At 72.9% G+C, this 23,539-nt stretch carries 23 protein-coding genes; 11 read left to right on the top strand and 12 right to left on the bottom strand.

The genetic code is table 11. The features are described from left to right. The first annotated feature begins 146 nt into the window (after positions 1 to 146). Entirely contained in the window at positions 147 to 1,355 is a 1,209-nt protein-coding gene (locus AB0I16_RS16540; RefSeq protein WP_363250090.1) for a glycosyltransferase, read from the top strand. A 100-nt stretch (positions 1,356 to 1,455) separates the two neighbouring features. On the opposite strand, the gene AB0I16_RS16535 is transcribed toward AB0I16_RS16540, so the two are convergent. After that, on the bottom strand, positions 1,456 to 2,721 hold the full coding sequence (locus AB0I16_RS16535; protein WP_363250089.1) for an MFS transporter: 1,266 nt from the start codon (positions 2,719 to 2,721) through the stop codon (positions 1,456 to 1,458). Positions 2,722 to 2,910: 189 nt separating this feature from the next. Here AB0I16_RS16535 and AB0I16_RS16530 point away from each other — a divergent pair, with 189 nt between their 5' ends. Then, a complete protein-coding gene (locus AB0I16_RS16530; RefSeq protein WP_363250088.1) occupies positions 2,911 to 3,840 on the top strand; it encodes a LysR family transcriptional regulator in 930 nt (309 codons plus the stop codon). A 152-nt stretch (positions 3,841 to 3,992) separates the two neighbouring features. Next, entirely contained in the window at positions 3,993 to 4,229 is a 237-nt protein-coding gene (locus AB0I16_RS16525; RefSeq protein ID WP_363250087.1) for a hypothetical protein, read from the top strand. A 16-nt stretch (positions 4,230 to 4,245) separates the two neighbouring features. On the opposite strand, the gene AB0I16_RS16520 is transcribed toward AB0I16_RS16525, so the two are convergent. The 3 genes from AB0I16_RS16520 to AB0I16_RS16510 all read right to left on the bottom strand — a co-directional run bounded on the left by AB0I16_RS16520 (position 4,246) and on the right by AB0I16_RS16510 (position 7,161). Then, positions 4,246 to 5,286: a glutathione S-transferase C-terminal domain-containing protein gene (locus AB0I16_RS16520; RefSeq protein WP_363250086.1), complete on the bottom strand. Its 1,041-nt coding sequence runs from the start codon at positions 5,284 to 5,286 to the stop codon at positions 4,246 to 4,248. After that, positions 5,283 to 5,594, bottom strand: a complete 312-nt coding sequence (locus tag AB0I16_RS16515) for a hypothetical protein (protein WP_363250085.1) — start codon at positions 5,592 to 5,594, stop codon at positions 5,283 to 5,285. The genes AB0I16_RS16520 and AB0I16_RS16515 overlap by 4 nt, the downstream gene beginning before the upstream one ends. 88 nt (positions 5,595 to 5,682) lie before the next feature. After that, positions 5,683 to 7,161, bottom strand: a complete 1,479-nt coding sequence (locus AB0I16_RS16510) for a cytochrome P450 (RefSeq protein WP_363250084.1) — start codon at positions 7,159 to 7,161, stop codon at positions 5,683 to 5,685. A gap of 110 nt (positions 7,162 to 7,271) precedes the next feature. Here AB0I16_RS16510 and AB0I16_RS16505 point away from each other — a divergent pair, with 110 nt between their 5' ends. Continuing rightward, positions 7,272 to 7,880, top strand: coding sequence for a TetR/AcrR family transcriptional regulator (locus AB0I16_RS16505; RefSeq protein WP_363250083.1), 609 nt, complete (start codon positions 7,272 to 7,274; stop codon positions 7,878 to 7,880). 269 nt (positions 7,881 to 8,149) lie between these two features. Beyond that, positions 8,150 to 9,013 (top strand): ABC transporter substrate-binding protein, encoded by an 864-nt coding sequence (locus tag AB0I16_RS16500; RefSeq protein WP_363250082.1) that lies wholly within the window; start codon positions 8,150 to 8,152, stop codon positions 9,011 to 9,013. A 60-nt stretch (positions 9,014 to 9,073) separates the two neighbouring features. Here the strand turns inward: AB0I16_RS16500 and AB0I16_RS16495 are convergent, their stop codons facing one another. Continuing rightward, positions 9,074 to 9,724 (bottom strand): HD domain-containing protein, encoded by a 651-nt coding sequence (locus AB0I16_RS16495; RefSeq protein ID WP_363250081.1) that lies wholly within the window; start codon positions 9,722 to 9,724, stop codon positions 9,074 to 9,076. Between the two features lie 153 nt (positions 9,725 to 9,877). On the opposite strand from AB0I16_RS16495, the gene AB0I16_RS16490 reads away from it, so the two are divergent. Next, on the top strand, positions 9,878 to 10,876 hold the full coding sequence (locus AB0I16_RS16490; RefSeq protein ID WP_363250080.1) for a DJ-1/PfpI family protein: 999 nt from the start codon (positions 9,878 to 9,880) through the stop codon (positions 10,874 to 10,876). A 15-nt stretch (positions 10,877 to 10,891) separates the two neighbouring features. Here AB0I16_RS16490 and AB0I16_RS16485 read toward each other — a convergent pair whose 3' ends face one another. Further along, positions 10,892 to 11,524, bottom strand: coding sequence for a CGNR zinc finger domain-containing protein (locus tag AB0I16_RS16485; protein WP_363250079.1), 633 nt, complete (start codon positions 11,522 to 11,524; stop codon positions 10,892 to 10,894). Positions 11,525 to 11,585: 61 nt separating this feature from the next. Here AB0I16_RS16485 and AB0I16_RS16480 point away from each other — a divergent pair, with 61 nt between their 5' ends. Continuing rightward, entirely contained in the window at positions 11,586 to 12,008 is a 423-nt protein-coding gene (locus AB0I16_RS16480; protein WP_363250078.1) for a PPOX class F420-dependent oxidoreductase, read from the top strand. 167 nt (positions 12,009 to 12,175) lie between these two features. Here the strand turns inward: AB0I16_RS16480 and AB0I16_RS16475 are convergent, their stop codons facing one another. Then, the gene (locus tag AB0I16_RS16475; protein ID WP_363250077.1) at positions 12,176 to 13,372 is read right to left on the bottom strand and encodes a hypothetical protein; all 1,197 of its coding nucleotides are present in this window, start codon (positions 13,370 to 13,372) and stop codon (positions 12,176 to 12,178) included. Between the two features lie 230 nt (positions 13,373 to 13,602). Between AB0I16_RS16475 and AB0I16_RS16470 the strand changes: the two genes are divergently transcribed. Together AB0I16_RS16470 and AB0I16_RS16465 are read left to right on the top strand one after the other, a co-directional pair. Next, positions 13,603 to 15,570, top strand: coding sequence for a M13-type metalloendopeptidase (locus AB0I16_RS16470; protein WP_363250076.1), 1,968 nt, complete (start codon positions 13,603 to 13,605; stop codon positions 15,568 to 15,570). Between the two features lie 358 nt (positions 15,571 to 15,928). Beyond that, a complete protein-coding gene (locus tag AB0I16_RS16465) occupies positions 15,929 to 16,120 on the top strand; it encodes a hypothetical protein (protein WP_363250075.1) in 192 nt (63 codons plus the stop codon). Between the two features lie 113 nt (positions 16,121 to 16,233). On the opposite strand, the gene AB0I16_RS16460 is transcribed toward AB0I16_RS16465, so the two are convergent. The 4 genes from AB0I16_RS16460 to AB0I16_RS16445 form a co-directional block, all read right to left on the bottom strand. Then, positions 16,234 to 16,818 carry a DNA starvation/stationary phase protection protein gene (locus tag AB0I16_RS16460; RefSeq protein ID WP_363250074.1) on the bottom strand — a complete coding sequence of 195 codons (585 nt, stop codon included), beginning with the start codon at positions 16,816 to 16,818 and terminating at the stop codon, positions 16,234 to 16,236. 99 nt (positions 16,819 to 16,917) lie between these two features. Then, positions 16,918 to 17,652 carry an alpha/beta hydrolase gene (locus AB0I16_RS16455; protein ID WP_363250073.1) on the bottom strand — a complete coding sequence of 245 codons (735 nt, stop codon included), beginning with the start codon at positions 17,650 to 17,652 and terminating at the stop codon, positions 16,918 to 16,920. 71 nt (positions 17,653 to 17,723) lie between these two features. Further along, on the bottom strand, positions 17,724 to 18,698 hold the full coding sequence (locus tag AB0I16_RS16450; RefSeq protein WP_363250072.1) for an alpha/beta hydrolase: 975 nt from the start codon (positions 18,696 to 18,698) through the stop codon (positions 17,724 to 17,726). Between the two features lie 310 nt (positions 18,699 to 19,008). After that, positions 19,009 to 19,506 (bottom strand): carboxymuconolactone decarboxylase family protein, encoded by a 498-nt coding sequence (locus tag AB0I16_RS16445; RefSeq protein ID WP_363250071.1) that lies wholly within the window; start codon positions 19,504 to 19,506, stop codon positions 19,009 to 19,011. Positions 19,507 to 19,589: 83 nt separating this feature from the next. Between AB0I16_RS16445 and AB0I16_RS16440 the strand changes: the two genes are divergently transcribed. Continuing rightward, positions 19,590 to 20,558 (top strand): pirin family protein, encoded by a 969-nt coding sequence (locus AB0I16_RS16440; RefSeq protein WP_363250070.1) that lies wholly within the window; start codon positions 19,590 to 19,592, stop codon positions 20,556 to 20,558. 404 nt (positions 20,559 to 20,962) lie between these two features. Here the strand turns inward: AB0I16_RS16440 and AB0I16_RS16435 are convergent, their stop codons facing one another. After that, the gene (locus AB0I16_RS16435) at positions 20,963 to 21,676 is read right to left on the bottom strand and encodes an IS3 family transposase (RefSeq protein ID WP_363250168.1); all 714 of its coding nucleotides are present in this window, start codon (positions 21,674 to 21,676) and stop codon (positions 20,963 to 20,965) included. Positions 21,677 to 22,211: 535 nt separating this feature from the next. Here AB0I16_RS16435 and AB0I16_RS16430 point away from each other — a divergent pair. Further along, on the top strand, positions 22,212 to 23,198 hold the full coding sequence (locus AB0I16_RS16430; protein ID WP_363250069.1) for a helix-turn-helix transcriptional regulator: 987 nt from the start codon (positions 22,212 to 22,214) through the stop codon (positions 23,196 to 23,198). Positions 23,199 to 23,539 lie beyond the last annotated feature (341 nt).

Below are 23,539 nucleotides of genomic sequence, written 5' to 3'. Positions count from 1 at the left end.
TCCGCCTCCGCCTCCTCCTCCGCATCCCCTCTGGCACCCGCTTCCGCTCTGACACCCGCTTCCCCTCTGACACCCGCTTCCCCTCTGGCACCCGCTTCCGCTCTGGCGCCGGTATCCACATCCCTCCTCGTGCCCGGAGAAGACCGATGACGCGCATCCTCATCACCGCCGCCGGTTCGTACGGGGACGTCGCGCCCTACACCGGCCTCGGCGCCCGGCTGCGCGAGGCGGGGTACGACGTGGCCCTCGCCGCGCAGGCACCGTTCGCGCCGCAGGTCCGCGCCGCGGGCCTGGCCTTCCGTGAGCTGCCCGCCGACGAGGGGGCCTCCCGCGCGGGCGGGCGCAGGGAGCTGATGCGGACGGCGGCAGCCTTCGTCCGCGGGCTCGGGAACGGGCTCGCCGACGCCGGGGGAGAGGGCGCCGACCTGCTCGTGCTCTCCACGACCACCGCCCCGCTCGGCTGGCACATCGCCGAGGCCATGGCGATTCCCGCGCTCGGCGCCTACCTGCAACCGGTCCACCCCACGGGGGCGTTCCCGCCCGTCGTCGGCGCCGCCCGCTCGCTCGGCGGGCCAGGCAACCGGGCCCTCGGCCGGTTCTCCCTGCGCATGGTCGACCGCGTCTACGCCGACGCCGTGCGAGACCTGCGGGCCCGCCTCGCGCTGCCCGCGGCCCGGCCGGGCGAGGTGCGCGCCCGGCGGGAACGGGCGGGATGGCCGGTGCTGCACGGCTTCAGCCCGGCCGTCGTGCCGCGCCCCGCCGACTGGCGTGCGGGGCTGGACGTCGTCGGCAACTGGTGGCCGTACGCAGCCCCTGAGGACGCTCTGCCGGCCGAGCTGACGGAGTTCCTGCGGGCCGGGCCGCCGCCCGTGTTCATCGGCTTCGGCAGCATGGCCGGTGGTGAGGGCGAACGGCTGAGCGACATCGCGGTGACGGCACTGCGCGCCGCCGGGCTGCGGGGCGTCCTGCAGTCGGGGCGCGCGGGCCTCGCGGCCACCGCGGACGACATCGTCACCGTCGGCGACGTGCCGCACGCCCTGCTCTTCCCGCACATGGCCGCCGTGGTGCACCACGCGGGCGCGGGCACGGCGGCGGCCGGGCTGCGCGCGGGGGTGCCCGCCGTGCCGGTGCCGGTCACGGCGGACCAGCCGTTCTGGGCGGCCAGGATCGCGGCACTGGGCGCCGCCACCGAGCCGCTGCCCTTCGGCCGGCTCACCGCGCCCCGGCTCGCGGCGGCGCTCGGCCGGGCGGTGCGCGAGGAGTCGTACGCACGGGCCGCGGCGGGCATCGCACGGACGATGTCCGCGGAGGACGGCGCCGGACATGTGCTGAAGGCGATCGAGCGGATGGTCTAGCCGCAACCCGCAACCCGCAACCCGCAACCCGTGCCCCGAACCCCGTGCCCCGCAACCCGCACCCCGCACCCCGTGCCCTGGTCCCACTGTTGGGCCGGGCCTAGCCGCTGCCCGCTTCGGCGGGCGCCTGGCGCGGGGCGCGGTCGTGCCAGGGCAGCAGCAGGGGCGTGGCCAGCATGATCAGGCCGGCCCCCGCGACAGCGGCACGGGGTCCCGTGACGGAGGCCAGCAGGCCCCACAGGGCGGTCATGGCCGCGATGGTGGTCTTGCCGGTGACCGACCAGGCGGAGAGGACGCGCGTGACGCGGTCCGCCGGGGCCCGTTGGAGCCGGAGGGTGGCAAGCACCGGGTTGTACACCCCGATGCAGGTGATCAGGGCGAACTCGACGGCCATCACCAGGACGAGCCCCGCGGTGCCGTGCCCGATGAGAGCGAGGCCGACGGGCCAGCACACCCGCAGGGTTCCCGCCGTCAGCAGGACCCGGCGCTGTCCGTGCCGCGGGACGAGGAACCGGCCGAGCCGCGCGCCGACCAGGCCGCCGAGGCACGGCAGCGCGAACGCGAGGCCGTACTGCCAGGGCGCGAAGCCGAGGTCGCCGAGCATGAGGACGGCCAGCGGCGGGGTGGCCGCCATGATCAGGCCGTTGACCAGCACGGTGTTGAGGAACAGCGGGCGGAGCACGGGGTCCGTCAGGATGAACCGCCAGCCGTCGAGGAGATCGCCCGCCCGCATCCGGCGCCGTGTGCCGCCCCGCTCCGGCAGCGGCTCATCGCCGCCGATCGCCTTGATGCCGATGGCGGAGAGCAGATAGCTGACCGCGTCGGCGAGCACGGTGAGCACGGGGCCGAAGAGCCCGACCGCGGCACCGCCGAGCGGCGGCCCGAGCATGGTGGCCGTCCAGGTGGTGGACTCGAAGCGGCCGTTCGCGGCCAGCAGGTCCCGGGGCGGCACCAGCCCCTTGAGGAAGGCGCCGCTCGCCGCGGTGAACGTGATGTCGGCCGCGGCGACCACGGCCGACACCAGCAGCAGTTGCGCGAACCCGAGCAGACCGAGCACATGCGCGGCGGGAACGCTGAGCAGCGCCCCGAACCGCACCAGGTCCATCGCGATCATCACGGGCCGCTTGCGGCGGAACTCCACCCACGGGCCGAGCGGCACCGCCGCCACCGCACCCACCGCGAGGCCCACGGCGGAGATGAGGGCCACCTGGGCCGTGCCCGCGCCCAGCGCCAGGATCGCGATCATCGAGAACGCGTCGAACGCCAGCCGCGTCCCGAAGGAGCTGACCGCGTACGCCGCCCAGAGCCACCCGAACCGCCGCCCGAGCGACCGCCCGCCACCGGCCCACGGCTGCCTGCCCGTCATCCCTTCACTCCGTCGCCCCCTCACCCCGTCATCCCGTCGCCCCGACATCCCGTCGCCCGTCATCCCGTCCCGCCGTCGTGACAACCGCGCGTTGCCGACGGACATCCAAGCGGGTGACCGGCCTGCACATCAAACAACCGTCACGGGGGACCGGCTACAACCATCGGTTGTGGGAATAGGCTGCCCGGCATGGACCTCCACGCCGTGCGCGCCTTCGTCGCCGTCGTCGACGCGGGCCGCTTCCAGGGGGCCGCCGCCGACCTGGGGATCACCCAGCAGGCCGTCTCCAAGCGCGTCGCCGCGCTGGAGGGCGACCTCGCGGTGCGGCTCCTGCACCGCACGCCACGCGGCGCCCGGCCCACCATCGACGGACAGGTCTTCCTGCCGTACGCCCGGGACCTCCTCAGGGCCGAGGAGCGCGCGGCGGCCTCCGTGCGGCCCGGCAGCCGGGCGCTGCGCGTCGACGTGATCGGCAGGCGGCTCGCACCGGCGGACCTGGTGCGCGGCTTCCACCGCGCGCACCCCGACGTGGCCCTGGACGTGGTGACGCTGTTCGACGCCGACGCTGCCATCGCCGCCGTGCGCTCCGGCACGATCGACGCGACCTTCCGCGCGGTCACGGTGCCCGCGAACCGGCTCCCCGACGGCATCGAGGCCGTCCGGGTGCACGACGAGCCCATCCACCTGCTCACCGGGCCCGGCCACGCGCTCGCGGCGGCCCGCTCGGTCACCCCGGAGCAGTTGGCGGGGCACCGCATCTGGATGCCGGGCCTCGTCGCGGGCACCGAGTGGGCCGCCTACTACGACGACCTCGCCGCCGCGTTCGGACTCAGCATCGAGGCGACCGGGCCCGACTTCGGCACCGAGCCGCTCCTCGACACCATCGCCGAGTCACCCGGCATCGCCACGCTGGTCGGCGAGTGGACCCGCGTCGTCTGGCCCGCGGGGGACGACCTGCGGCGCATCCCGCTGCGTGACCCGACACCGGTCTACCCGCACTCCCTGGTCCAGCACGCCGACAACCCGCACCCCGCGCTGGCCCGACTCCGCGCCCACCTCGCCGCCGCTCACCCCGCGGAGCACGACGGCGCCACGTGGACACCGGCGTGGGCCCGATGAGCGCCGCCGGCGCCGCCGCGAACTCCGCGCGCCGAGCGACGCCTTGGGTCCGCGCCCGGCGCCCGCCCCACCAGGGGTGACGGCAGCCCCCACGTAGCCCGAGCGGCCGAGCGCCGAGGCGGGTTCGCGGCGCGCCGTGGAAGAGTCCAGGCATGACCGAAAGCGCGTACCTGTACATGGCGAACCCCCGGATCACCGTGCTCGGCGTCCAGGCCGGCACCCCGCCGTTCCGCATCGTGGAGATCGACGGGGAGGTGGTGGGCAAGGCCAAGACCGTCACGGACGTCCTGGACGCGGCCGCCATGGCGGGCATCACCGTGCACGACCTCGACGACCCGGACACCGTTCGGTGGGTGGGCGGCGACAAATTCACCTGGAGGCTCGGCTAGGTCGGCGGACCGGCTGTCAGGGCCTTCCGGTCGCGGGCACCTCCTCACCCGCGGGAACCGGTCCGGGCGGCGTGCCCTCGCCGAACGGACGCCCGCCCAGCTCCTCGCGGTGGTGCGGCGTGAGCCAGCCGCCGAGGTCGGGGCCGAGCGGCACGACACGGGTCGGGTTGATGCCCGAGTGCACCTGGTAGTAGTGCCGCTTGATGTGGTCGAAGTCGACCGTGTCGCCGAAGCCTGGCGTCTGGAACAGATCGCGCGCGTACGCCCAGAGCACCGGGTCCTCGGTCAACTTCCTCCGGTTGCACTTGAAGTGGCCGTGGTACACCGCGTCGAACCGCACCAGCGTGGTGAAGAAGCGGATGTCCGCCTCCGTGAGGGTGTCGCCGACCAGATAGCGCCGGGTCGCCAGCCGCTCGGACGTCGCCTCCAGACGGCGGAAGACGTCGTGGAACGCCGCCTCGTACGCCTTCTGGTCGGGCGCGAAGCCCGCGCGGTAGACGCCGTTGTTCACGTCGCGGTAGATGCCGTCCATCACCTCGTCGATCTCGTCGCGCAGCGGCTCCGGGTACAGGTCGGGCGCCCCCTCGCGGTGCAGCGCCGTCCACTGCGTGGCGAAGTCGAGGGTGAGCTGCTGATAGTCGTTCGTGACGAGCTTGCCGCTGGGCACGTCCACGAGCGCGGGGACACTGACGCCGCCCGGATAGCGGCTCTCCCGCGCGTCGTACGCCTCGCTCAGATACCGGATGCCGAGGACGGGGTCGCGGCCGTCGGGGTCCAGCGTGAACCGCCAGCTCCGGTCGTCCTGGACGGGGTCGGTGACGCCCAGGGACAGGGCGTCCTCCAGGCCGAGCAGCCGCCGCGAGACCAGGGCGCGGCTCGCCCAGGGACAGGCCCGGCTCACCACCAGGCGATACCGCCCGGCCTCCACCGGCCAGCCGTCCCTGCCGTCGGCGGTGACCCGGTCCGCGAAGTGGCTCTTCGAGCGCTTGAACTCCTTGTGGCCGTACGAGGCGTTGCCCTCCGCGCCTGCGCCGTTCTCGTCGTCACGTCCGCTCATGACTGGCTCCCCTCCCGCGCCCGGGGACGCACCGGCGCGCCCTGCGGTGATCGCTGGGCCGGCGGGGCCGGTGGGACGGCCGGCGGGTGGGGCGACAGGTCGTACATACGGTCGATGAGCGCCGCCTCGTTGCCCGTGAGGCCCGCGCGGCGCAGCGCCGCGTCGGCTTCCGCGATCGGCCCGGCCAGCAGCGTGGCCGCGGCGGCCGGGGGGACCTCGGAGGCGTCGGACAGCGCGGCGCGCGCCGTGTGCAGCAGGCGCAAGCAGGCCTGGGCGGCGAGCAGTTCCTCGGACGTCGTGCCGGTCATGTCGAGCGACTCCTCTGCGCTGGGTGGCGTGGCGGCATCGCGACGATGCCCACCTCCACTGTGGCGCAAGGGTCTGACAATGGCGCCTCTACGCGGCCGGGGCGCGGCGCGTGAGCCGCAAGGTGAGTCCGTCCGGCATAAGGGTCAGCCGCTCCACGACCCGCAACCGGTAGCCGGGATCGGCGTGCAGGTCGTAGCGGCGCAGCAGCAGGCCGAGCACCAAGGTCGCCTCGTGCAGCGCGAACTGACGCCCGATGCAGGCCCGCGCCCCGGTGCCGAAGGGCTTGAAGACGTGCGCGGGCCTGGCCCGTACCGCCGAAGGCGTGAACCGGTCGGGGTCGAACCTCTCGGGGTGCTCGCCCCACGCGGCCGGGTCCCGGTGCAGCATCGTGGCGAGGACCAGCGCCCACGCGCCCCGGCGCATCGGGTGCACGCCGCCGAGCACGGTGTCCGCACGCGCCTCGCGGGCGAAGCCGGGAGCGGTCGGCCAGAGCCGCAGCGACTCGTCCAGCACCCTGCGCAGATAGCGCAACTTGGCCACCTGCTCGTACGCGGGTTCCCCGTCCCGCCCCCAGACCTCGTCGACCTCGGCACGCGCGCGTGCGAGCACGTCCGGGGAGCGCGAGAGGTAGTGCAGGGCGAACGACAGGGCGCCCGACGTCGTCTCGTGCCCCGCGACGAGGAAGGTGATGACCTGGCGGCGGATGTTCTCCGCGGACAGCCGTTCCCCCGTCTCCGGGTGGGCCACGTCGAGCATGCGGTCGAGCAGGTCGCCGTGGGCGCCCGAGCCGCCGGAGGCACGCCGGGCCGCCACCACGGCGTCGACGGTGCGGTTGAGGTGGGCCATGTCGGCGTCGTTGCGCCGGTTCGCGCGGCGCAGCAGCGGGGAGAGCAGGGGCGGTACGACGTTGCGGCGCTGGGCGAAGGAGAGCGTGCCGACCATCGCCGTCACGAAGGGGTGCGGGGCCGCCCGCTCGAAGGACCCGAAGTCGTGCCCGAAGCCGGTCCTGGCGATCGTCTCCAGCGTCAGCTTGGTCATGTCACCGGGCACGTCCACCGCGCGCCCCGCCGACTCCCGCTCGTCCCAGCGGTCCGTGAGCTGCCGCGCGACGTCGAGCATCAGCGGGTGGTAGCCCGCCATCGCGTCGCGGCTGAACCCGGGCGCGAGTATGTCGTGGGCCAGCTGCCAGTTGGGCTCGTGGTTGTACGCCGTGAAGAGCCCGTCGCCCGCCACCGGGCGGAGGTTGGCCACACCCAGGCCCACGTGCTTGGCGAACCGCGACTCGTCCGCCAGGTCGGCGGCGAGATCGGCGCCCCACACGAACACGAACTCCTTGCCGAACGCCCTGCGCCGGAAGATCGGCCCGAGCCGCTCGGCCAGCCGCATCGAGTCCTGCAGCGGTGTGCGCACGCTCGCCCCCACGACGTCACCGAGCAGCGGGAGGCGGTACGGCGGACGCGGTATGCGGTGCAGCTCGGGCCAGCCCAGCTCCGCGCTGCGGAACCCCTTGGGCAGGGGAGCGGCCGGGCCCGCCTGCTCCGCCGCGGGCCGCGTCGTCTGCGCCATGCGCGCCATCTCCCCTTGTCACAGCGGCCCGTTGGGCCTGTTGTACGTGGATTCAACAGGGCTCCCCAGTCTGGGCCCGCTATTGAATTCGCGTCAAGTAAGGTTTTCCCATGTCCGCCACCCCGCAGGAGCGCACGCGTCGCAGACTGACCAGCGAGGAGCGGCGTGAGCAGCTGCTCTCCGTCGGATCGCGGCTGTTCGCGCAGAAGCCCTACGACGACGTGTGGATCGAGCGGGTCGCGGAGATCGCGGGCGTGTCGCGCGGACTCCTCTACCACTACTTCCCGACCAAACGGGACTTCTTCGCCGCCGTCGTCCGGCGTGAGAGCGTGCGCATGCTGCGCCTGACCGCCGCCGAGCCGGGCCTGCCCGTGCGCGAGCAGATCACCACGGGGCTCGACGCGTTCCTCGGCTACGTGGAGAGCCACGCGCAGGGCTTCCGGGCCTTCCACCGGGCGGAGGCGACCGGTGACCCGCTGGTCCGCGAGGTCTACGCGCAGGGCCTCGCGGCCCAGGAGCGGCAGATCCTCGCGGCCCTCGCGGCGGACCCGTCCGCCACGGAGACCATCCAGGACCCCCCGGCGCTGCGACTGGCGGTCCGGGGCTGGCTGGCGTTCATGGTGGCGGTCTGCCTGGAGTGGCTGGAGGAACCCGGGCTCACGCGGGAAGAGGTCAGGGACCTGTGCGCCAAGGCGCTGCTGGGAGCCATCACGCGGTGACGCGGTGCCCTCCGCGCCCCCGACCGCTAGGCACGACCCCCGCCCGGGCCCCTCAGTTCGCCGCCCCCTCCGGTCGCCGCTCGGTCAGCTCGGTTCCCGGCGAGCTCGCGGTGAACTCGCGCTCCGGGGCTCGGCGCCCCCCGGGACCCTGTGTACCGCGCCATGGGCCCGGGCAGGTAGCTCCGGTACGGCCACGGTGGAGGCCGCGCGGCCGGGCAGGGGCGCGAGGGGCCGGGCCGTGGTACGGGAGCAGCAGGAGGAGTCGCACCATGGCACACGAGACCGCCCGTGCATGGGAGTTCACCGACGACCGGGGCCATCTGGTGAGGGCGCCGGGGCGCCCGGCCCGCCTCGTCGCCTACTTGCCGACCGGCGCGGCACTGCACGACCACGGCATACGCCCGCTCGGCGTCTTCGGTTCCGCGCACGACGACCCGGCCGTGCCGGACCCCGCCAAGTCGGGGGACCTGCCCCTGCCGGACGTCACCTACTTCGGGGCAGGGGCCGCGCTGGACACCGAGGCGCTGCTCGGCGCGGAGCCCGACCTCATCGTCGCCCTCACCTACGGCGGCGGCCAGGTCTACGGCATCGATCCGGAGGCCGCCAAGCACCTGGAGGAGCGGGTCCCGCTCGTCGTCCTCGACGTCGGCCGTGGCCGCAGTCTCGCCGGCATCAGGGGCCGCGTCACCGCCCTCGCCCGCAGCCTGGGCGCTCCCGCACAGCCCGAGGCGGAGCACGTGCTCGCGACCGCGGAGGCCGGGCTGAGCGAGGCCGCGGCCGGTCCGGTACGGCCGCGCGTGCTCGCCCTCTCCCCGGCGGACGCGGACTCCGTCCACCTGGCGAGGCCCTACGCCTGGCCCGACCTGGCCGCGCTCGCCGGCCTCGGCGTCGGACTCGTGGACCCGGCGCCGGGGCAGAGCGGCAACTGGTCCACGACGACGTGGGCCGAGGCCGCCGCCCTCGAACCCGACCTCGTACTCACCGACGTACGCGGCAACGCGGCCGAACTCGGCGACGCCCTGGGACCGGGCGTCCGAACCCTGCCCTGGAACCCCGAACTGCCGCCGAGCGCCCGACGGCAGGCCCGTTTCTGTGCCTCCCTCGCCCAGGCGCTGGAGGCCGTCAGGCCCTGACGGCGACCGGGCCGGGGCGCCGGGTTGCCGGGCCGCCACCGTCCGCGCCACGCGTCCGCGCTACTCGTCCCAGGGAGAGTCCTGGATCACCCGTACGAAGTCGCCCCGCGTGAAGCCGGGCACGAAGTGCTCCAGGACATCGGCCTTCACATTGCCGAACGTCGTCTCCGGCTTCGGCGCGATGCCGTCGGTGAACGCCCGCAGGATGCGCCGCTTGAAGTCGGGGCGCGGATGCAGCGCGGTGATCTCGGTGCGGTCGGCCGCGCTGACGTCGTCGAAACCGATGCCGAGTACGTCGTACTCGACCCCGGCGGTCACCAGGGCCACCTCCGGTTCCATGTACGCGGGGATGCCGGGGGTCGTGTGCAGCGCGATGGCCGTCCAGACGCGCCGCACACCGTCCTCCGGCACGCCCCTGCTCTCCAGGAAGCGGCGCGCCTCGTCGGCGCCGTCGACCTCGAAGCGGCGCCCACTGGAACGGAAGCGCTCGCCGAGACCCAGGTCGTGGAACATGGCGCCGATGTACAGGAGTTCGGGGTCGAAGCGCAGGCCGCGGTTCCGGCCCTGCAGGCTGCCGAACCAGTAGACGCGGCGGGAGTGGTGGTAGATCAAGTCGTCCGTCACGTCACGGACGAGTTCGGTCGCCTCAGCGGCCAGCTTGGAGTCCGGAACGGAGATGCCGGCGGCGGAGGAGGGTGGCTGGGCGTTCATCGGGCGGCTCCTGTCGATCGGCCGAGTGGTGCTCGGGCCTGCGGTCACTCAAGCCTGGGGCAGACGACCCGTGCCCGCCATGTCTCCAGGGACAGGAAGCCCACAGATCCGGACACCACAGATGCAGGCGTACGCGCCGCCTACGCTGAGCCCATGCCCCGCTCCCAGCGCGTCCATGACGTCCTCGTCCTGGCCTTCGACGGCGCCCGTCTCCTCGACGTGGCCGCGCCGCTGGAGGTCTTCCACACGGCGGCCCGCACCACCGGCGCCTACCGGGTGCGGGTCTGCACGCCCGACGGACGCGACGTCACGACCTCCACCGGGCTGCGCATCGCCGCCGACCTGCCGGCGGCCGACGCCGGCCGGGTGGACACGCTCATCGTCCCCGGCCCCGCCGACCTGCGCCTCCTCGACGAACGCCCGGGACTCGTGGACCTGGTGGCCCGGCTCGCCCCCGGCGCCGGCCGCGTGGCGTCGGTGTGCACCGGGGCGTTCGCCCTCGCGGCGGCCGGGCTGCTGCGGGGCCGCAGGGCGACCACGCACTGGGAGTACGCCGACGACCTGGCCCGCGCCCACCCCGACGTGACCGTCACGCCGGACGCCATCTACGTCCAGGACGGCCCGGTCCTGACCTCGGCGGGCGTCACCGCGGGCATCGACGTGTGCCTCGCGCTCGTCGAGGAGGACCACGGCCCCGACGAGGCCCGCCGGGTCGCCCGCGACCTGGTCGTCTTCCTCCAGCGCCCCGGCGGCCAGTCCCAGTTCTCGGCGGCGTCCCGCACCGCGACGACACGCCACCCGGTGCTGCGTCCGCTCCTCGACGCCATCGCCGCCGACCCGGCGGCCGACCACAGCCTGCGTGCGCTGGCCGCGCGGGCCGGTCTCAGCGGCCGGCACGTCTACCGGCTCTTCGTCCAGCAGGTCGGCAGCACCCCCGCCGTCCACGTGGAGGCCATACGCCTGGAGGCCGCCCGCATCCTGCTCGAACACGGCGCCTCGGTCACCGACGCCGCCCTGCGCAGCGGCCTGGGCAGCGACGAAACGCTCCGCAGGGCCTTCGCCCGGCACCTGGGGACGACCCCGTCCGCGTACGCCGCGCGCTTCCGTACGGCTCGGGGCGAGCCGGTCGGCCCAGGGGGCGTCGGCGCGTGACGTGACCGCCGGGCCTCACACGTCCCGCGGGGCCTGTACCGGGCCTCGGTCCTCCTCGGAGCGGCGCGCGCGCAGCGTCCGTACCTTGTGCAGGTTGCCGCAGTGCTCCATCGAGCACCAGCGGCGCCGGCCGGGGCGGGAGGTGTCGACGTAGACGAGGTAGCAGTTGTCGGAGGCGCACATGCGGATGCGGTGGGCGAAGGGGCCGGTCAGCAGGTCCACGGCGTCGCGCGCGACGGTGGAGAGCAGTCCCGTCCCGTCGGCGTCCCCCGCCCAGGCCCGCTTCCCGTCAGGGCCGATCGCCGGGATGAGCGGCGGGCGGGCGGCGGCTTCGTTGACGGCGGCGATGTCGGCGGGGGCCGGCGTCTCGTCGAGGGCGCGGGCGGTCATCGCGCGCCACAGGGCGTCGCGCAGCCGCCGGGCGTCCGCCACCTCCGCCCCGGACACCCGGAGGCCGGGCGTCGGCGTGAGGCGCGAGCGCTCGGCCCACGCGGCGAGGTCGTCGGGGGCGTGCAGCATCTCGTACCGCCGGAACTCGCCGATACCGCCGGTGGTCAGCAGTTCGAGGCAGAGCGCGCCCGGGTCGAAGCGGTAGCCGGCACCGGTGTGGGAGCGCATGAGGATGCCGGGGGACGCGGATGAGGACATGTAACCAACATTAACGGTTACGGGCGGCGCCCCGGCCGGACAGGCGGCCTAGACTCCCGTCATGGACGACGCCACCGACACTCCTGACACCCCCGGTACTCCCGACGCCCAGCTCACCCGACTCGGCAGCGGAAAATACCTGTTGGTCAGCAGCTACCGGAAGGACGGCACCCTGGTGCCGAGCCCGGTCTGGGTCGTCCTCGACGGGGACGCGCTCGGCATCTGGACGGTCGGTGACTCCTGGAAGGTGAAGCGCATCCGCAGGCGCCCGGACGTCCTGGTCGGACCCTGTGACGTACGGGGCAACCCGACCGGGGCGCAGGTGCCCGCGACCGCGGAGGTCTGCCCGCCCGAGGTGACCGCGCGCTACCGCACCCTCATCGTCCGCAAGTACAAGTTCATCGGTTTCCTCACCCTGCTCGGCAGCCGGATGCGGCGCGGCCTGGACGGAACGGTCGGCGTCCGCATCACCCTCACGCCCTGACCGCCGCGTCCGACCGTCCCACCGCCTCCGCGATCGCGTCCGCCGTCTCGGCGCGGGAGACGACCGCCGTGCCGCGCGGGGCCTCGGCGTGACGCCCCGCGCGGCACCAGGACGTCGCCCCGCGTCTCGTGGCCGCGGGCCGGCGTGCTCGCCCCGGGCCGCGAAGGTCAGGCCGGGCTGTGCTCCCGCCGCTCCGGCGAGGCGTCGGCGGGACCCTGCTGCGCGGGCACGACGGGGGCCTGCCCCTGCGTGGTGGCCGACTGGAGCGCGGCGATGCACGCGCCGATGGCCTGCCGCAGGTCCTCCAGCCGCTCGACCATGTCGTCCTCGTAGATGTCGTCGATGTCGTCGACGTCGTCGAAGGTCAGTTCCTCGAAGACCTTCGTCGCCTTCTGCAGGCTGCTGTAGAACTTGGCGCGGCGCTCCCGCACCCGCAGCTCCGGGTTGCTCTGCACGGTCTCCGCGATCAGGTCGCGCACCGTGTCGTACGCCTCGCGCGCCCACTCGCCCGAGTCCTCGCCCTCGTCGAGTTCGTCGATGAGGGACAGGTGCCGCTCGGCCTCCTCGCGCAGCTCGGCCGGGGCGTCGATCAGCTGGCCCGCGGGCGTCTTGACCTGGCCCTTCTCCACGATCTGGCGGACGTAGTCGACGCGGTCGCCCGCCTTGGACCCGGCGGCGACGGCCTTCTTCAGGTCGTCGGTGCGGACGATGTCGCGGACCAGCTCCGTGCGGAGCGCCGGGTCCTCGTCGATGCGGTCCATCAGCGCCTTGCGGGCCGCCTCCGCGGTGCCGGGGTCGGCGAGGATCGCGGCGCGCAGGGCGGTCGGGTTCTCGGCGACCTCCAGGGCCTTGGTGGGCCGGATGCCCTCGGCCTCGGCGGCCTCGGAGATCGCGTTGCCGCGCGGGGTCAGGGCGCTGGAGCGCGACGCGTAGTACGTCGTCCAGGCGTCGGCGTCGGGCAGTTCCACCTCCATGCCGGGCGTGAGCGCCTCGAAGTGCGGCACCATGCCGTCGTCGGCGGCCTTGTCCCACGCCTTGTAGTACCGCATGACGCGCTCGGCCGAGCACCCCGCGAGCTCCGCGAACTCCTTGGCGGAGATCTTCGGCGTCTCGCCCGCGCCCTGCCCGCCGGGCCGGACGCTGCGGGCGACCTTCAGGCCGAAGGCCCAGCCGCCGGTGCGCGCGTAGGCCCCGAAGGCGCGGGCGTCCTCGGAGATCAGACGCGCGGCGTCGGCGGGCCCGGCCTCGCCGGCCGAGGGCGAGGGGGACTCCGCGTCCGCGGGAGAGGCGGACGCCGGCTCCTCGGGTCCCTCCGCTTCCTCGGGCGACCAGAATGCGTCGGAAGGGGCCATGGCTACGGTCACGGAGGTGCTCCCGGTGAGGCAGTGGGGGGACAAGGCTGACGCGATACTTTATCGCTCCGATTGGGACGTTTTGCGGGCGAGTCACCACGTGAGCCACGCCACCAGCAGGCCGCGCGAACCCCGTAGGAATGCCGTGGGAACCGCGTGGAAGCCCCACGAGCGCCGATCCGCCGTGTTCTGCCGGGCACAAGCCCTTCGTGCCGGGCTGATCGCTCGCATAGGCTGCCAGGATGAGCATTCTGGATGACGCCCGCCCGGGCATGAACCTCGACATCCGACCGCAGGACGACCTCTTCGGACACGTCAACGGCCGCTGGCTCGACACGGAGAAGATCCCGGAGGACCGCTCCAGCTGGGGCCCCTTCGTGCAGCTCGCCGACACGGCCGAGCAGCAGGTGAAGGAGATCATCCAGGACCTGGCCGACACCCCGGCCGGCGAGGGCGCCTCCGCCGAAGAGGCCCAGAAGATCGCCGCGCTGTACGCCTCCTTCATGGACGAGGGGACCATCGCAGCCCGCGGCCTCAGCCCCGCGCAGCCACTGCTCGACGAGGTCGCCGCGCTGCGGGACGTCCGCGGGCTCGCGGCGTTCCTCGGCCGCTTCGAGCGCGTCGGCGGCTCGGGTCTCTTCGGCTCGTACATCGACTCCGACGACCGCGACTCCGACCGCTACCTCTTCAACGTCCTCCAGGGCGGCCTCGGCCTGCCCGACGAGTCGTACTACCGGGAGGAGAAGTTCGCCGAGGTCCGCGAGAAGTACGTCGCGCACCTCACCGAACTGCTTACCCTCGGCAAGCACGCCGAGCCGGAGGCCGCCGCGAAGTCGGTCCTCGAACTGGAGACCAGGCTCGCCTCCGGGCACTGGGAGCGGGCGGCCACGCGTGACGTCCTGAAGACCTACAACCTCACGACCTACGACGAACTGGTCGCCCTCGCACCCGAGTTCGACTGGAGCGGCTATGTGGCCGGCCTCGGCGGCTCGGACGCGACCATCGCCGAGACGTGCGTGCGCCAGCCGTCCTACCTCTCCCACCTCTCCGCCGTTCTCACCGAGGTGCCGATCGAGCGGTGGCGGGACTGGGCGACGACGCGGGTCCTGCGCGCCTGCGCGCCGTACCTGCCGGACGAGTTCGTGCGCGTGAACTTCGAGTTCTACGGCCGCACCCTCAACGGCACGCCCGAGCTGCGCGCCCGCTGGAAGCGCGCCGTCTCCTTCGTCGAGGGCGCCATGGGCGAGGCCGTCGGCAAGGAGTACGTGGCACGGCACTTCCCGCCGTCCTCCAAGGCGATGATGGACGACCTGGTGGCCAACCTCCTGGAGGCCTACCGGCAGTCCATCGCCCGTCTCGACTGGATGACGGACGAGACGAAGGAGCGCGCGTACGAGAAGCTCGCCACCTTCCGGCCGAAGATCGGCTACCCCGACACCTTCCGCGACTACTCCGCGCTCCGGGTCAGCGCCGACGACCTGCTGGGCAACGCGCAGGCGGCCGCCGCCTTTGAGTCGGACCGCGAGCTCGCGAAGATCGGCTCGCCGGTCGACCGCGACGAGTGGTTCATGCTGCCGCAGACGGTGAACGCGTACTACAACCCGGGCACCAACGAGATCTGCTTCCCCGCGGGCATCCTGCAGAAGCCGTTCTTCTCGCCCGACGCCGACCCCGCGGAGAACTACGGCGGCATCGGCTCGGTCATCGGCCACGAGATCGGCCACGGCTTCGACGACCAGGGCGCGCAGTACGACGGGGCGGGAAACCTCAACGACTGGTGGACCGCCGACGACAAGACCGCGTTCGAGGCGAAGTCGAAGGCGCTGATCGAGCAGTACGACGCCTTCTCGCCGCGCAACCTGCCCGGCGAGCACGTCAACGGCTCCCTGACGGTCGGCGAGAACATCGGTGACCTCGGCGGCCTGACCATCGGCCACACGGCGTACCTCATCGCGCTCGACGGGGCGCCGATGCCGCGCGGCGAGGACGGCACGACCGGCTCCCAGCGGCTCTTCATGAACTGGGCGTACTGCTGGCGCACCAAGCGCCGCAAGGAGCAGGAGCAGCAGTACCTCACGATCGACCCGCACTCCCCGCCGGAGTTCCGCGCCAACATCGTCCGCAACCTCGACGAGTTCCACGAGGCGTTCGGCACGACGAAGGGCGACGGCCTGTGGCTGGACCCGGAGGAGCGGGTCCGGATCTGGTGAGCCGACGGCTCATCCGAGGCCCCGGTCCGGGTCCGGCCCCGGGGCCGGCTCGTACCGGGTGAACCAGCAGGCCGGGAGCCGCGGGCGGGGTCGGCGTGAGTGTCACCTTCCGCCTTTCGTCGGAGGCGGGCAGTGTAGGCCGCCCGCGCGGGCCGGCCGGTTGTATCCGGACGCCGCAGGGCGGCGCGTGCGAGGGTGGTGACTCCCGCGCGGCTGCGGTCCGGGGGAGCGCCGTTCATGGTGAGGTGTTCGGTCGGGTCGCTGCGGACGGCAGTGCGTGGGCGGGGGGGGGGGAGAGGGGCGCCGCTCCACGAGCGCCTTGACGAGCCCGACGCGGTCGCCGAACCGGCGGAGCGGCGTGCCCTTCCCGGCCCCGGCCCCGGCCGCCGCCGCGATGTCGTCCATCGACGCCGACGTCGCCGCCACGTTCACCCGCGCCACGGGCCGTACGGTCCGCCATCGCGCCGTCACGCGCGAGGCGGTGCGGGACCGGCTGACCGCGACCGGCCTCCCGGAAGCGTTCGCCGATCTCCTCGCCGGCATGGACTAGGAGATCGGCGGGGTCGCGGAGGGCGGCGGCACACGTGGCGCGCGCGGCACCGCAGCGGCTGTGACGCGGGCGCGTCAGCCTGCCCGACCGGTTCACACCGGTACCGGAGTCGCTCAGACCCGTACCAGCGGCGTGTCCACCAGGTGCTCGGCCAGGAACCACGCCTGCTGCTCGCCCGTCCGGATCACCTGCGAGACCAGCAGGTCGTTCGTGCCGTCGTCGCCCAGCTCACCCGTGCGGTTCGCGGCGTCGTGCGCCTCGATGAGGATCGACTCGTGGGCCTCCAGGAGGCGCGAGAGCATGGCGGGGACCTCCTCCACGCCGTCCGGGGGACGCGGGATCGACGTGATCTCCGCGATGTGCCGGGGGTCGCCCACCGCGACCCCGCCCAGGGCCTGGACGCGTTCGGCGATGCTGTCGACGATGTCGAGCTGTTCCGACGCGTGCTTGTCCAGAACCAGGTGCAGTTGGTAGAAGGTCGCGCCGCGCATCAGCCAGTGGTGCTTCTTGTAGAGGCCGTACAGGATCTGCGTGTCCGCGAGGACCCGGTTGAGGCGCTGGCAGGAGTACATCCGCGCCTCGTAGGACAGGCCGATCGGGAACTGCTTGACCGTGCCGTACTCCTGGATCACCGCACCCTTCTGGTGCAACCAGGGCTGGCTCCCGCTCAGGGGCTTGGTCGGTTCGGTGGTGGTCATGACTGCCTTTCGGGATGTGTATGGGGGGCGTACCTGGGGGAGGTGGAGGCGGGCGGAGTGGACGTGGGGCGGGCGGCCGGAGCGGGCGCCCGCCGTACGTCAGCTCGTCGCGCGTACCGCCTCGCGGATCACGTCCGCGACCTCCTTCGGGCGCGAGACCGCCACCGCGTGCGACGCGCCCTCGACCTCGACGGTCGTCGCACCCGCCCGCTCCGCGCCGAAGCGCTGGACGTCGGGGTTGATCGCCTGGTCCGCGCCGGCGACCAGCGCCCAGGACGGCTTCGAGCGCCAGGCCGCGACGGCGGCCTTCTCCGTGAACGCCGCCGCGGTCAGCGGGCGCTGCGCCACCGCGAGGACCTCGGTCTTCTCGGCGGGGACGTCGGCGGCGAAGATCTCGGGGAAGGCGTCGGCGGCGATGGTGAACTCGACGGCCGGGTCGCCGCCCGCGACCGGGTACCTGTGCTCGACCAGGCTGCCGCCGAGCGGCGAGAGCGGGTAACGGTCCTGCAGCTCGGCCAGGCTCTCACCCTCTTCGGTGACGTACGCGGCGACGTAGACGAGGCCCACCACGTTCTCCGCGGCTCCGGCCACCGATATGACGGCGCCGCCGTAGGAGTGTCCCGCCAGCACGACCGGGCCGTCGAGCTGTGACGCCACGGAGGCGATGTACGCGGCGTCGGACGCGAGGCCGCGCAGCTCGTTGGGCGGGGCGACGACGGGGATGCCGTCGCTCTGCAGCTCGGCGACGACCCCGGACCAGCTGCCCGCGTCGGCGAAGGCGCCGTGCACGAGGAGCACGGTGGGGGTGGAACCGGAAGGCGAGGGCGTGTTCATGAAGGGACGTTCTCCTGGTGGGGCGTGAGGTGAGCGGGCCGGGGCCGCGGGGTGGCGGGGCCGGGGTGCGGTCAGGCGCCGTGCAGCGCGTTGCGCAGGGTGCCGGTGGCCAGCGTGATCGCGGCCTCCGCGGCGTGCGTCTCGCGCAGGGCGTTCAGCATGACGAAGTCGTGGATGACGCCCTGGAAGCGCACGGCGGTGACCGCGACGCCCGCCTCGCGCAGCTTGTTGGCGTACGCCTCGCCCTCGTCGCGCAGCACGTCCGCCTCGCCGGTGATGACCAGCGCGGGCGGCAGGCCGGTGAGCTGCTGGGTGGTGGCGCGCAGCGGGGAGGCGGTGATCTGGGCGCGCTCGGCCTCGTCGGTCGTGTACTGGTCCCAGAACCACCGCATGCCGTCGCGGCGCAGGAAGTAGCCCGTGGCGAACTGCTCGTAGGAGCCCGTGTCGAAGCGGGCGTCGGTCACCGGGTAGAAGAGGACCTGCTGGACGAGCGGCACGTCGCCGCGCTGCTTCGCCATCAGCGTCAGGGCGGCGGTCATGTTGCCGCCGACGGAGTCACCTGCCACGGCGAGCCGGGTGCCGTCCAGGCCCTTGGACGCGCCTTCCTCGACGATCCAGCGGGCGACCGCGTAGTTCTGCTCGATGGCCACCGGGTAGCGGGCCTCGGGGGAGAGGTCGTACTCGGGGAAGACCACGGCCGCGTTCGCGCCCACGGCCAGTTCGCGCACCAGGCGGTCGTGCGTGTGGGCGTTGCCGAAGACCCAGCCGGCGCCGTGGATGTAGAGGACCACGGGCAGGGTGCCCCCGGCCCCGGCGGGCCTCACGACGCGGACGCGGACGCTGCCCGTGGGGCCGCCGGAGACGGTGATCCACTCCTCGTCGACCGCAGGCTTCGCGATCTCGCCGGACTGCACCTCGTCGACCGCCTTGCGGCCGTCGGCGGGGGCGAGTTCGAAGAGGTAGGGCGGCTGGGCGGTCGCCTCGGCGAAAGCGGCGGCGGCGGGTTCGAGGAGGACCGGGGGAAGCGGTTCGGCGACGTCGGACATGCGTACTCCTGAGGGGTGAGGGCCGTGCGGTGCGCCGGTCTCTCCGGCACGTCGGAACCCCGCCCGGGGCGCGTGGCGCCGCGGGTGGGGGACGGCGGCCCCGAACGGTGCGTGCAAGCACCTCGCGGGGCCGTCGTCCGCCACGCTAGGGGCGGCCGGGCCGCCCGCGTTGACGCTCAGCGCACCGGCTGTGACCCCGCAGCGCACGGCACGACCGTGCGCGTCGGGCGGGTGCCGACAGTCCGCGTCACGCGGGCGCCGACTGTCCGCGTCGCGCGGTCGGATGGCCCCTCCCGTCGCACTGCCCCTCTCACCGGCCCTGGGCGCCCCGCACCGGGTGCTTGCTCAGGATGGAGACGCGGTTGAAGGCGTTGATCGTGATCGCCACCCAGATCACCGCCGAGATCTCGGCGTCCGAGAACCGCTCCCGCGCGGCGGCGTACGCTTCCTCCTGCGCGGCGGCGTCCGCCGGGTGCGTGGTGGCCTCCGCCAGAGCCAGCGCCGCCCGCTCCCGCGGAGTGAACAGCTCGGTGTCCCGCCAGGCGGCCAGCACGCCGAGGCGCCGGGTCGTCTCGCCCTCGCGCAGGGCGGTACGGGTGTGTACGTCGAGGCAGTACGCGCAGCCGTTGAGCTGCGAGACGCGGAGGTTGACCAGCTCGACGAGTATGCGGTCGAGCCCCGCGTCGGCCGCCGTGGCCTTGACCGCGGCCGACGCCTCGACCATCGCGTGATAGGCCTTGGGGCTCTGCTTGTCGATGTAGACGCGCTGCTCCGGGACGCGCTGCTCCGACTGGCCGTGCCGCTCCATGTGGGCTCCCTCTGGGACTCGTGAACGTTTATGATCGAACGCAGTTGTTGAAATCCAAAATATCTTGATGGGGGAAGGCAGCGATGAGCAATGCCGAGCGTGAACCCGCCGCACTGCGCTGCGGAGCGGAGGCCGGCGGCACCGCGGACCGGGCCGAGGTCCTTTCCGCGCGCGACGTCCCACTGGGCGGCCCGCGGGCGATGACGGTGCGGCGCACCCTTCCCCAGCGTGCCCGTACGCTGATCGGCGCCTGGTGCTTCGTCGACCACTACGGCCCCGACGACGTCTCCGAGTCCGGCGGCATGGACGTCGCACCGCACCCGCACATCGGCCTCCAGACCGTGAGCTGGCTGTTCAGCGGGGAGATCGAGCACAGGGACAGCCTCGGCAGCCACGCCTTCGTCCGGCCCGGGGAGCTGAACCTGATGACGGGCGGCCACGGAATCGCCCACTCGGAGGTCTCCACGTCGGCCACCACCGTGCTCCACGGGGTCCAGCTCTGGGTGGCGCTGCCCGACGCGCACCGGAACGCCGACCGCGACTTCCAGCACTATGTGCCCACCCCGGTACGCGTGGACGGCGCCGAGGTCAGGGTCTTCCTGGGCACGCTGGCGGGCTCGGTCTCCCCGGTGCGGACGTTCTCGCCGCTGCTCGGCGCCGAACTGGTCGTCGAGCCGCGCGCGACGATCACGCTCACCGTGGACGCGGCCTTCGAACACGGCCTGCTCGTCGACCAAGGCCAGGTCCTCATGGCCGGAACCACCCTGCACCCGGCGGAGCTGGGCTACCTCGGTCCGGGACACACCACCCTGACGCTGACCAACGAGTCGGACACACCCGCGCGCGTGGTCCTGATCGGAGGCACGCCGTTCGGCGAGGAGATCATCATGTGGTGGAACTTCATCGGACGGTCGCACCAGGATATCGCTCAGGCGCGCTCGGACTGGACGACCGGTACCCGGTTCGGTGAGGTGAAGGGGTACGACGGTGATCCGCTCCCCGCCCCGGAACTGCCGTCCGTGCCCCTGAAACCGCGGGGTCGGGCGCGCTGAACTGCGGGGATGCGTGTCGAAGGCGACGCGCGGGTGGCAGGGAACCCGGTGACGGAGTCGGCCGTTCGCCACTGCGCCGAAGACCGTGAGCGAGGCTGCGGGGGATGGGCCCTTGCACGCCTGAGGTGGGCAAGGTGGCAGAAGGGGCCCCGGCAGCGTTGACCCGGTGTACCAACTGGTGTGGCTGGTTGTAGAGACTCCACAACCGTATGCGCCCAGCAGCTTCAGGGGCGCCGGTCTTCGATCCTTAGCGTTCTCATGGCACCCCGCATCGAGAGTTCGACGCTGCCCCGGTTGGGTTTACCGACCCCACATCCGTCGAGCTCGTGCCGTCGCAGTCATCGCCGCGCTCTGACCGCTAAGAGGTTCTTCCTCTGCTGGTGGTACAGGCTCGCCTGAGCCTCTTACCTGTAACTATGGGTGTAATCGACTGCTGCTGAGCCGAGTTGGCACTGGGCCGGCGAGATGCGTGGTGTAGATGGCCCGTGTGTGCCATCGCTTGCCCGGAGTGTGCATCTGTGGACAGAGGGGCGGCGTGTGATGGCTCGACTCCTTGAGCGGCGGGGTGACTGTCTGTGCGAAGCACCGGGTTGTGCAGAGAGTTGGCTGGTTTTCTGGAGTGACGCAGAGGATTCGGTCGCGTAGTGGGCGGCCTCGTGCTCGGCGGGAGTGACGTGTCCGAGTTCGCTGTGCAGGCGTCGCTGGTCGAACCGATCGATGCGCCAGATCATGATGTCTGCGACCCACAGCTGGTTCGGGGCGGTCGCGGCTGAACTGCCGCTCGACCAGGTCGGCAGGACGGCAAATCTCCGGGGCGGGCCGGGTGGTACGTGGGCTCTTGGCCCGGATGCGATCACTCCCCGCAGTCCCGCCTGGCGCATGAGGCGTTCGACCGTGCAGCGGGCCACCCGGACGCCGTCGCGGACCAGAGCGGCATGATCCCTACGGACCCCGTTCGCCGTAGATGGCGGTATGGATCTGGCGTATCTGGTCGATGATTTGCCTCGTCGCGCAGGCTGCGGGCCGAGGGCGGGCGCAAATGGGCGGCGTAGTAGGTGCTCGGTGCGATCCGTGCGTCCGTCACGGCGAGGACGTCGCAGATCGGCTGGACACCGCACGTCTCCTTGTACTGGTCGATGTAGGCGCCTTCGGCGCGGTGGACGGTCCAGCTCCGCAGCGAAGAAAGCCGAGGCGGGCTTCAGTATCGCGTTCGTCCGCCGCGGTTCCTTCACCTCCCGCTCCAGCTCCGCGATCCGGGTGGCCTCCGCACTGGTGGTGGTCCCGGCGATGGTGCCCTCGTCGGTCTCGGCCTGCTTCACCAGGCCCGCAAAGCCTCGGGATGTACATCAGCTGGTCAGCGACGCGCTTGATCGCACCGACCCGGCAGGCCGGCCCCTTACGGGCCTCGACAGCCGGACGCGCCGCGCGTTCGCGCAGTTCATCAGGGTACTTACGGGAGGCAGCCATGATCGGCATCCTTCCGGGCCTTGACGATTTCCATCAGACCCGGGTCGATTCACCCCGCTTCTCTGTCCGACCGGTCACCAAGCGCCAGGGGCAGACCGGGGCGGTCGGCAGGGCGTAGCGTTTAGATGACAGCGGATTCCTCGGTGCTGGCCGGAGGGCTGTAGATCGGCGGGGTGGGGGCGGGTCATGAGCGGTAAGTTGGTGCGGCGATTGGAGTTCGAGACGGCTGACGGGGATGTGGCCCGGGACTTCCTGGAGGCGGCGTACGAGCGTGCGCCGAGGATGCGCCTGACCCGGGAAGGCGGGAGTGGGGCGGTCGTGTCGGTGGCCCAGGTGGCGGCCGGTCCGATCATGTCCGCTCAGATCATGATCGCTCCCGACTGTTCGTTCCTGCTGGAGCCCACCGAGCTGGTGACCATCAATACATTTCAGGAGGGTTTCTACGAGCGGTACGAGCACGACATGACTCAGCGGTACGGCCCCGGCGATGCGGCGGTGGCTCTGGCACCGGAAATGGGTTACCGAGCGGCCTGCGGGGATCGGCTGCGCGAGCACGCCGTCACGCTGCCGCCCGACCTGCTGCGCGAACAGGCGCCCCTGGCGCCCGGCGGCCTGAGGCGGCCGCTGCGCTTCCTCGACCCCACTCCGCCGCGCGGGGCCGAGGCGGACCTGTGGCGGTCCACCACCACGTACGTGCGCCGACTGCTGACCGACCCCGGTACACACGCGAGTCCGCTGCTGATCGCCAACGCCGCCCGCCTGCTGGCACACACCGCGCTGGCGGTCTTCCCCAACACCCTGCTCGCCGACACCACCCCCGCCGTCCGCGACGGAGCCGACGCGACCCCGGAGACGGTGCGCCGGGCGATGACATTCATCGAGGCCAACGCCGACCGTGACATCGGGGTGGCCCAGATCGCAGCCGCCGCGTACGTCACCCCGCGGGCAGTGCAGTACGCCTTCCGCCGCCACCTGGACACCACCCCTCTGGCCTACCTGCGCCGAGTGCGCCTGGACGCCGCACACCACGACCTGCTGGCCGGCGATCCCCGCTCCACCACGGTCACCGAGATCGCCGCCCGCTGGGGCTTCGCCCACCCCGGCCACTTCTCCGCCCACTACCGCGACGCGTACAAGATTTCGCCCAGCACTACCCTCGGCCTGCGTCTCTGAACAGCCGCTCCCTCGTACCGTTGCGGCCCTCCCGCCGCTACTGATCCGGCAAGTAAGTGAGGGCCAAGAGCGGGCCTCCACGCGGCGGTTCGACCAGGGAACGGTCGGGGGGCGTTGGTGCGGGCGCAGGTGCAGCCGACCAGCTGGGAGGGTGCGGTCGCAGCGTGGGCGGTGGCGTCGTTGCACACGAACGTTCACATGACGGAGGTGCGGGTCAGGTCGTGGGCGGGGCCGGCCGGCCGAGCAGGCAGCGGGCCGGTGCACGCTCGCGCGGGGCGCGAGCTGATAGGCATACCCATGTTCCGCAACAAGTGCTCGCTGCAGAGGAACGCCGTGTCGGG

The sequence above is a fragment of the Streptomyces sp. NPDC050703 genome, assembly GCF_040654435.1.
Taxonomy (GTDB): domain Bacteria; phylum Actinomycetota; class Actinomycetes; order Streptomycetales; family Streptomycetaceae; genus Streptomyces.
This window is presented reverse-complemented; position numbering and strand designations above follow the sequence as displayed.

What these genes read in the sequence shown, in the direction of transcription:
- AB0I16_RS16540 (WP_363250090.1), top strand. Translation starts at nt 147, where the DNA reads ATGACGCGCATCCTCATCACCGCCGCCGGTTCGTACGGGGACGTCGCG.
- AB0I16_RS16440 (WP_363250070.1), top strand. Translation starts at nt 19,590, where the DNA reads ATGAGCAATGCCGAGCGTGAACCCGCCGCACTGCGCTGCGGAGCGGAG.
- AB0I16_RS16455 (WP_363250073.1), bottom strand. Translation starts at nt 17,652, where the DNA reads ATGAACACGCCCTCGCCTTCCGGTTCCACCCCCACCGTGCTCCTCGTG.
- AB0I16_RS16525 (WP_363250087.1), top strand. Translation starts at nt 3,993, where the DNA reads ATGACCGAAAGCGCGTACCTGTACATGGCGAACCCCCGGATCACCGTG.
- AB0I16_RS16490 (WP_363250080.1), top strand. Translation starts at nt 9,878, where the DNA reads ATGCCCCGCTCCCAGCGCGTCCATGACGTCCTCGTCCTGGCCTTCGAC.
- AB0I16_RS16520 (WP_363250086.1), bottom strand. Translation starts at nt 5,286, where the DNA reads ATGAGCGGACGTGACGACGAGAACGGCGCAGGCGCGGAGGGCAACGCC.
- AB0I16_RS16445 (WP_363250071.1), bottom strand. Translation starts at nt 19,506, where the DNA reads ATGGAGCGGCACGGCCAGTCGGAGCAGCGCGTCCCGGAGCAGCGCGTC.
- AB0I16_RS16500 (WP_363250082.1), top strand. Translation starts at nt 8,150, where the DNA reads ATGGCACACGAGACCGCCCGTGCATGGGAGTTCACCGACGACCGGGGC.
- AB0I16_RS16485 (WP_363250079.1), bottom strand. Translation starts at nt 11,524, where the DNA reads ATGTCCTCATCCGCGTCCCCCGGCATCCTCATGCGCTCCCACACCGGT.
- AB0I16_RS16495 (WP_363250081.1), bottom strand. Translation starts at nt 9,724, where the DNA reads ATGAACGCCCAGCCACCCTCCTCCGCCGCCGGCATCTCCGTTCCGGAC.
- AB0I16_RS16450 (WP_363250072.1), bottom strand. Translation starts at nt 18,698, where the DNA reads ATGTCCGACGTCGCCGAACCGCTTCCCCCGGTCCTCCTCGAACCCGCC.
- AB0I16_RS16480 (WP_363250078.1), top strand. Translation starts at nt 11,586, where the DNA reads ATGGACGACGCCACCGACACTCCTGACACCCCCGGTACTCCCGACGCC.
- AB0I16_RS16470 (WP_363250076.1), top strand. Translation starts at nt 13,603, where the DNA reads ATGAGCATTCTGGATGACGCCCGCCCGGGCATGAACCTCGACATCCGA.
- AB0I16_RS16460 (WP_363250074.1), bottom strand. Translation starts at nt 16,818, where the DNA reads ATGACCACCACCGAACCGACCAAGCCCCTGAGCGGGAGCCAGCCCTGG.
- AB0I16_RS16510 (WP_363250084.1), bottom strand. Translation starts at nt 7,161, where the DNA reads ATGGCGCAGACGACGCGGCCCGCGGCGGAGCAGGCGGGCCCGGCCGCT.
- AB0I16_RS16535 (WP_363250089.1), bottom strand. Translation starts at nt 2,721, where the DNA reads ATGACGGGCAGGCAGCCGTGGGCCGGTGGCGGGCGGTCGCTCGGGCGG.
- AB0I16_RS16515 (WP_363250085.1), bottom strand. Translation starts at nt 5,594, where the DNA reads ATGACCGGCACGACGTCCGAGGAACTGCTCGCCGCCCAGGCCTGCTTG.
- AB0I16_RS16505 (WP_363250083.1), top strand. Translation starts at nt 7,272, where the DNA reads ATGTCCGCCACCCCGCAGGAGCGCACGCGTCGCAGACTGACCAGCGAG.
- AB0I16_RS16430 (WP_363250069.1), top strand. Translation starts at nt 22,212, where the DNA reads ATGAGCGGTAAGTTGGTGCGGCGATTGGAGTTCGAGACGGCTGACGGG.
- AB0I16_RS16530 (WP_363250088.1), top strand. Translation starts at nt 2,911, where the DNA reads ATGGACCTCCACGCCGTGCGCGCCTTCGTCGCCGTCGTCGACGCGGGC.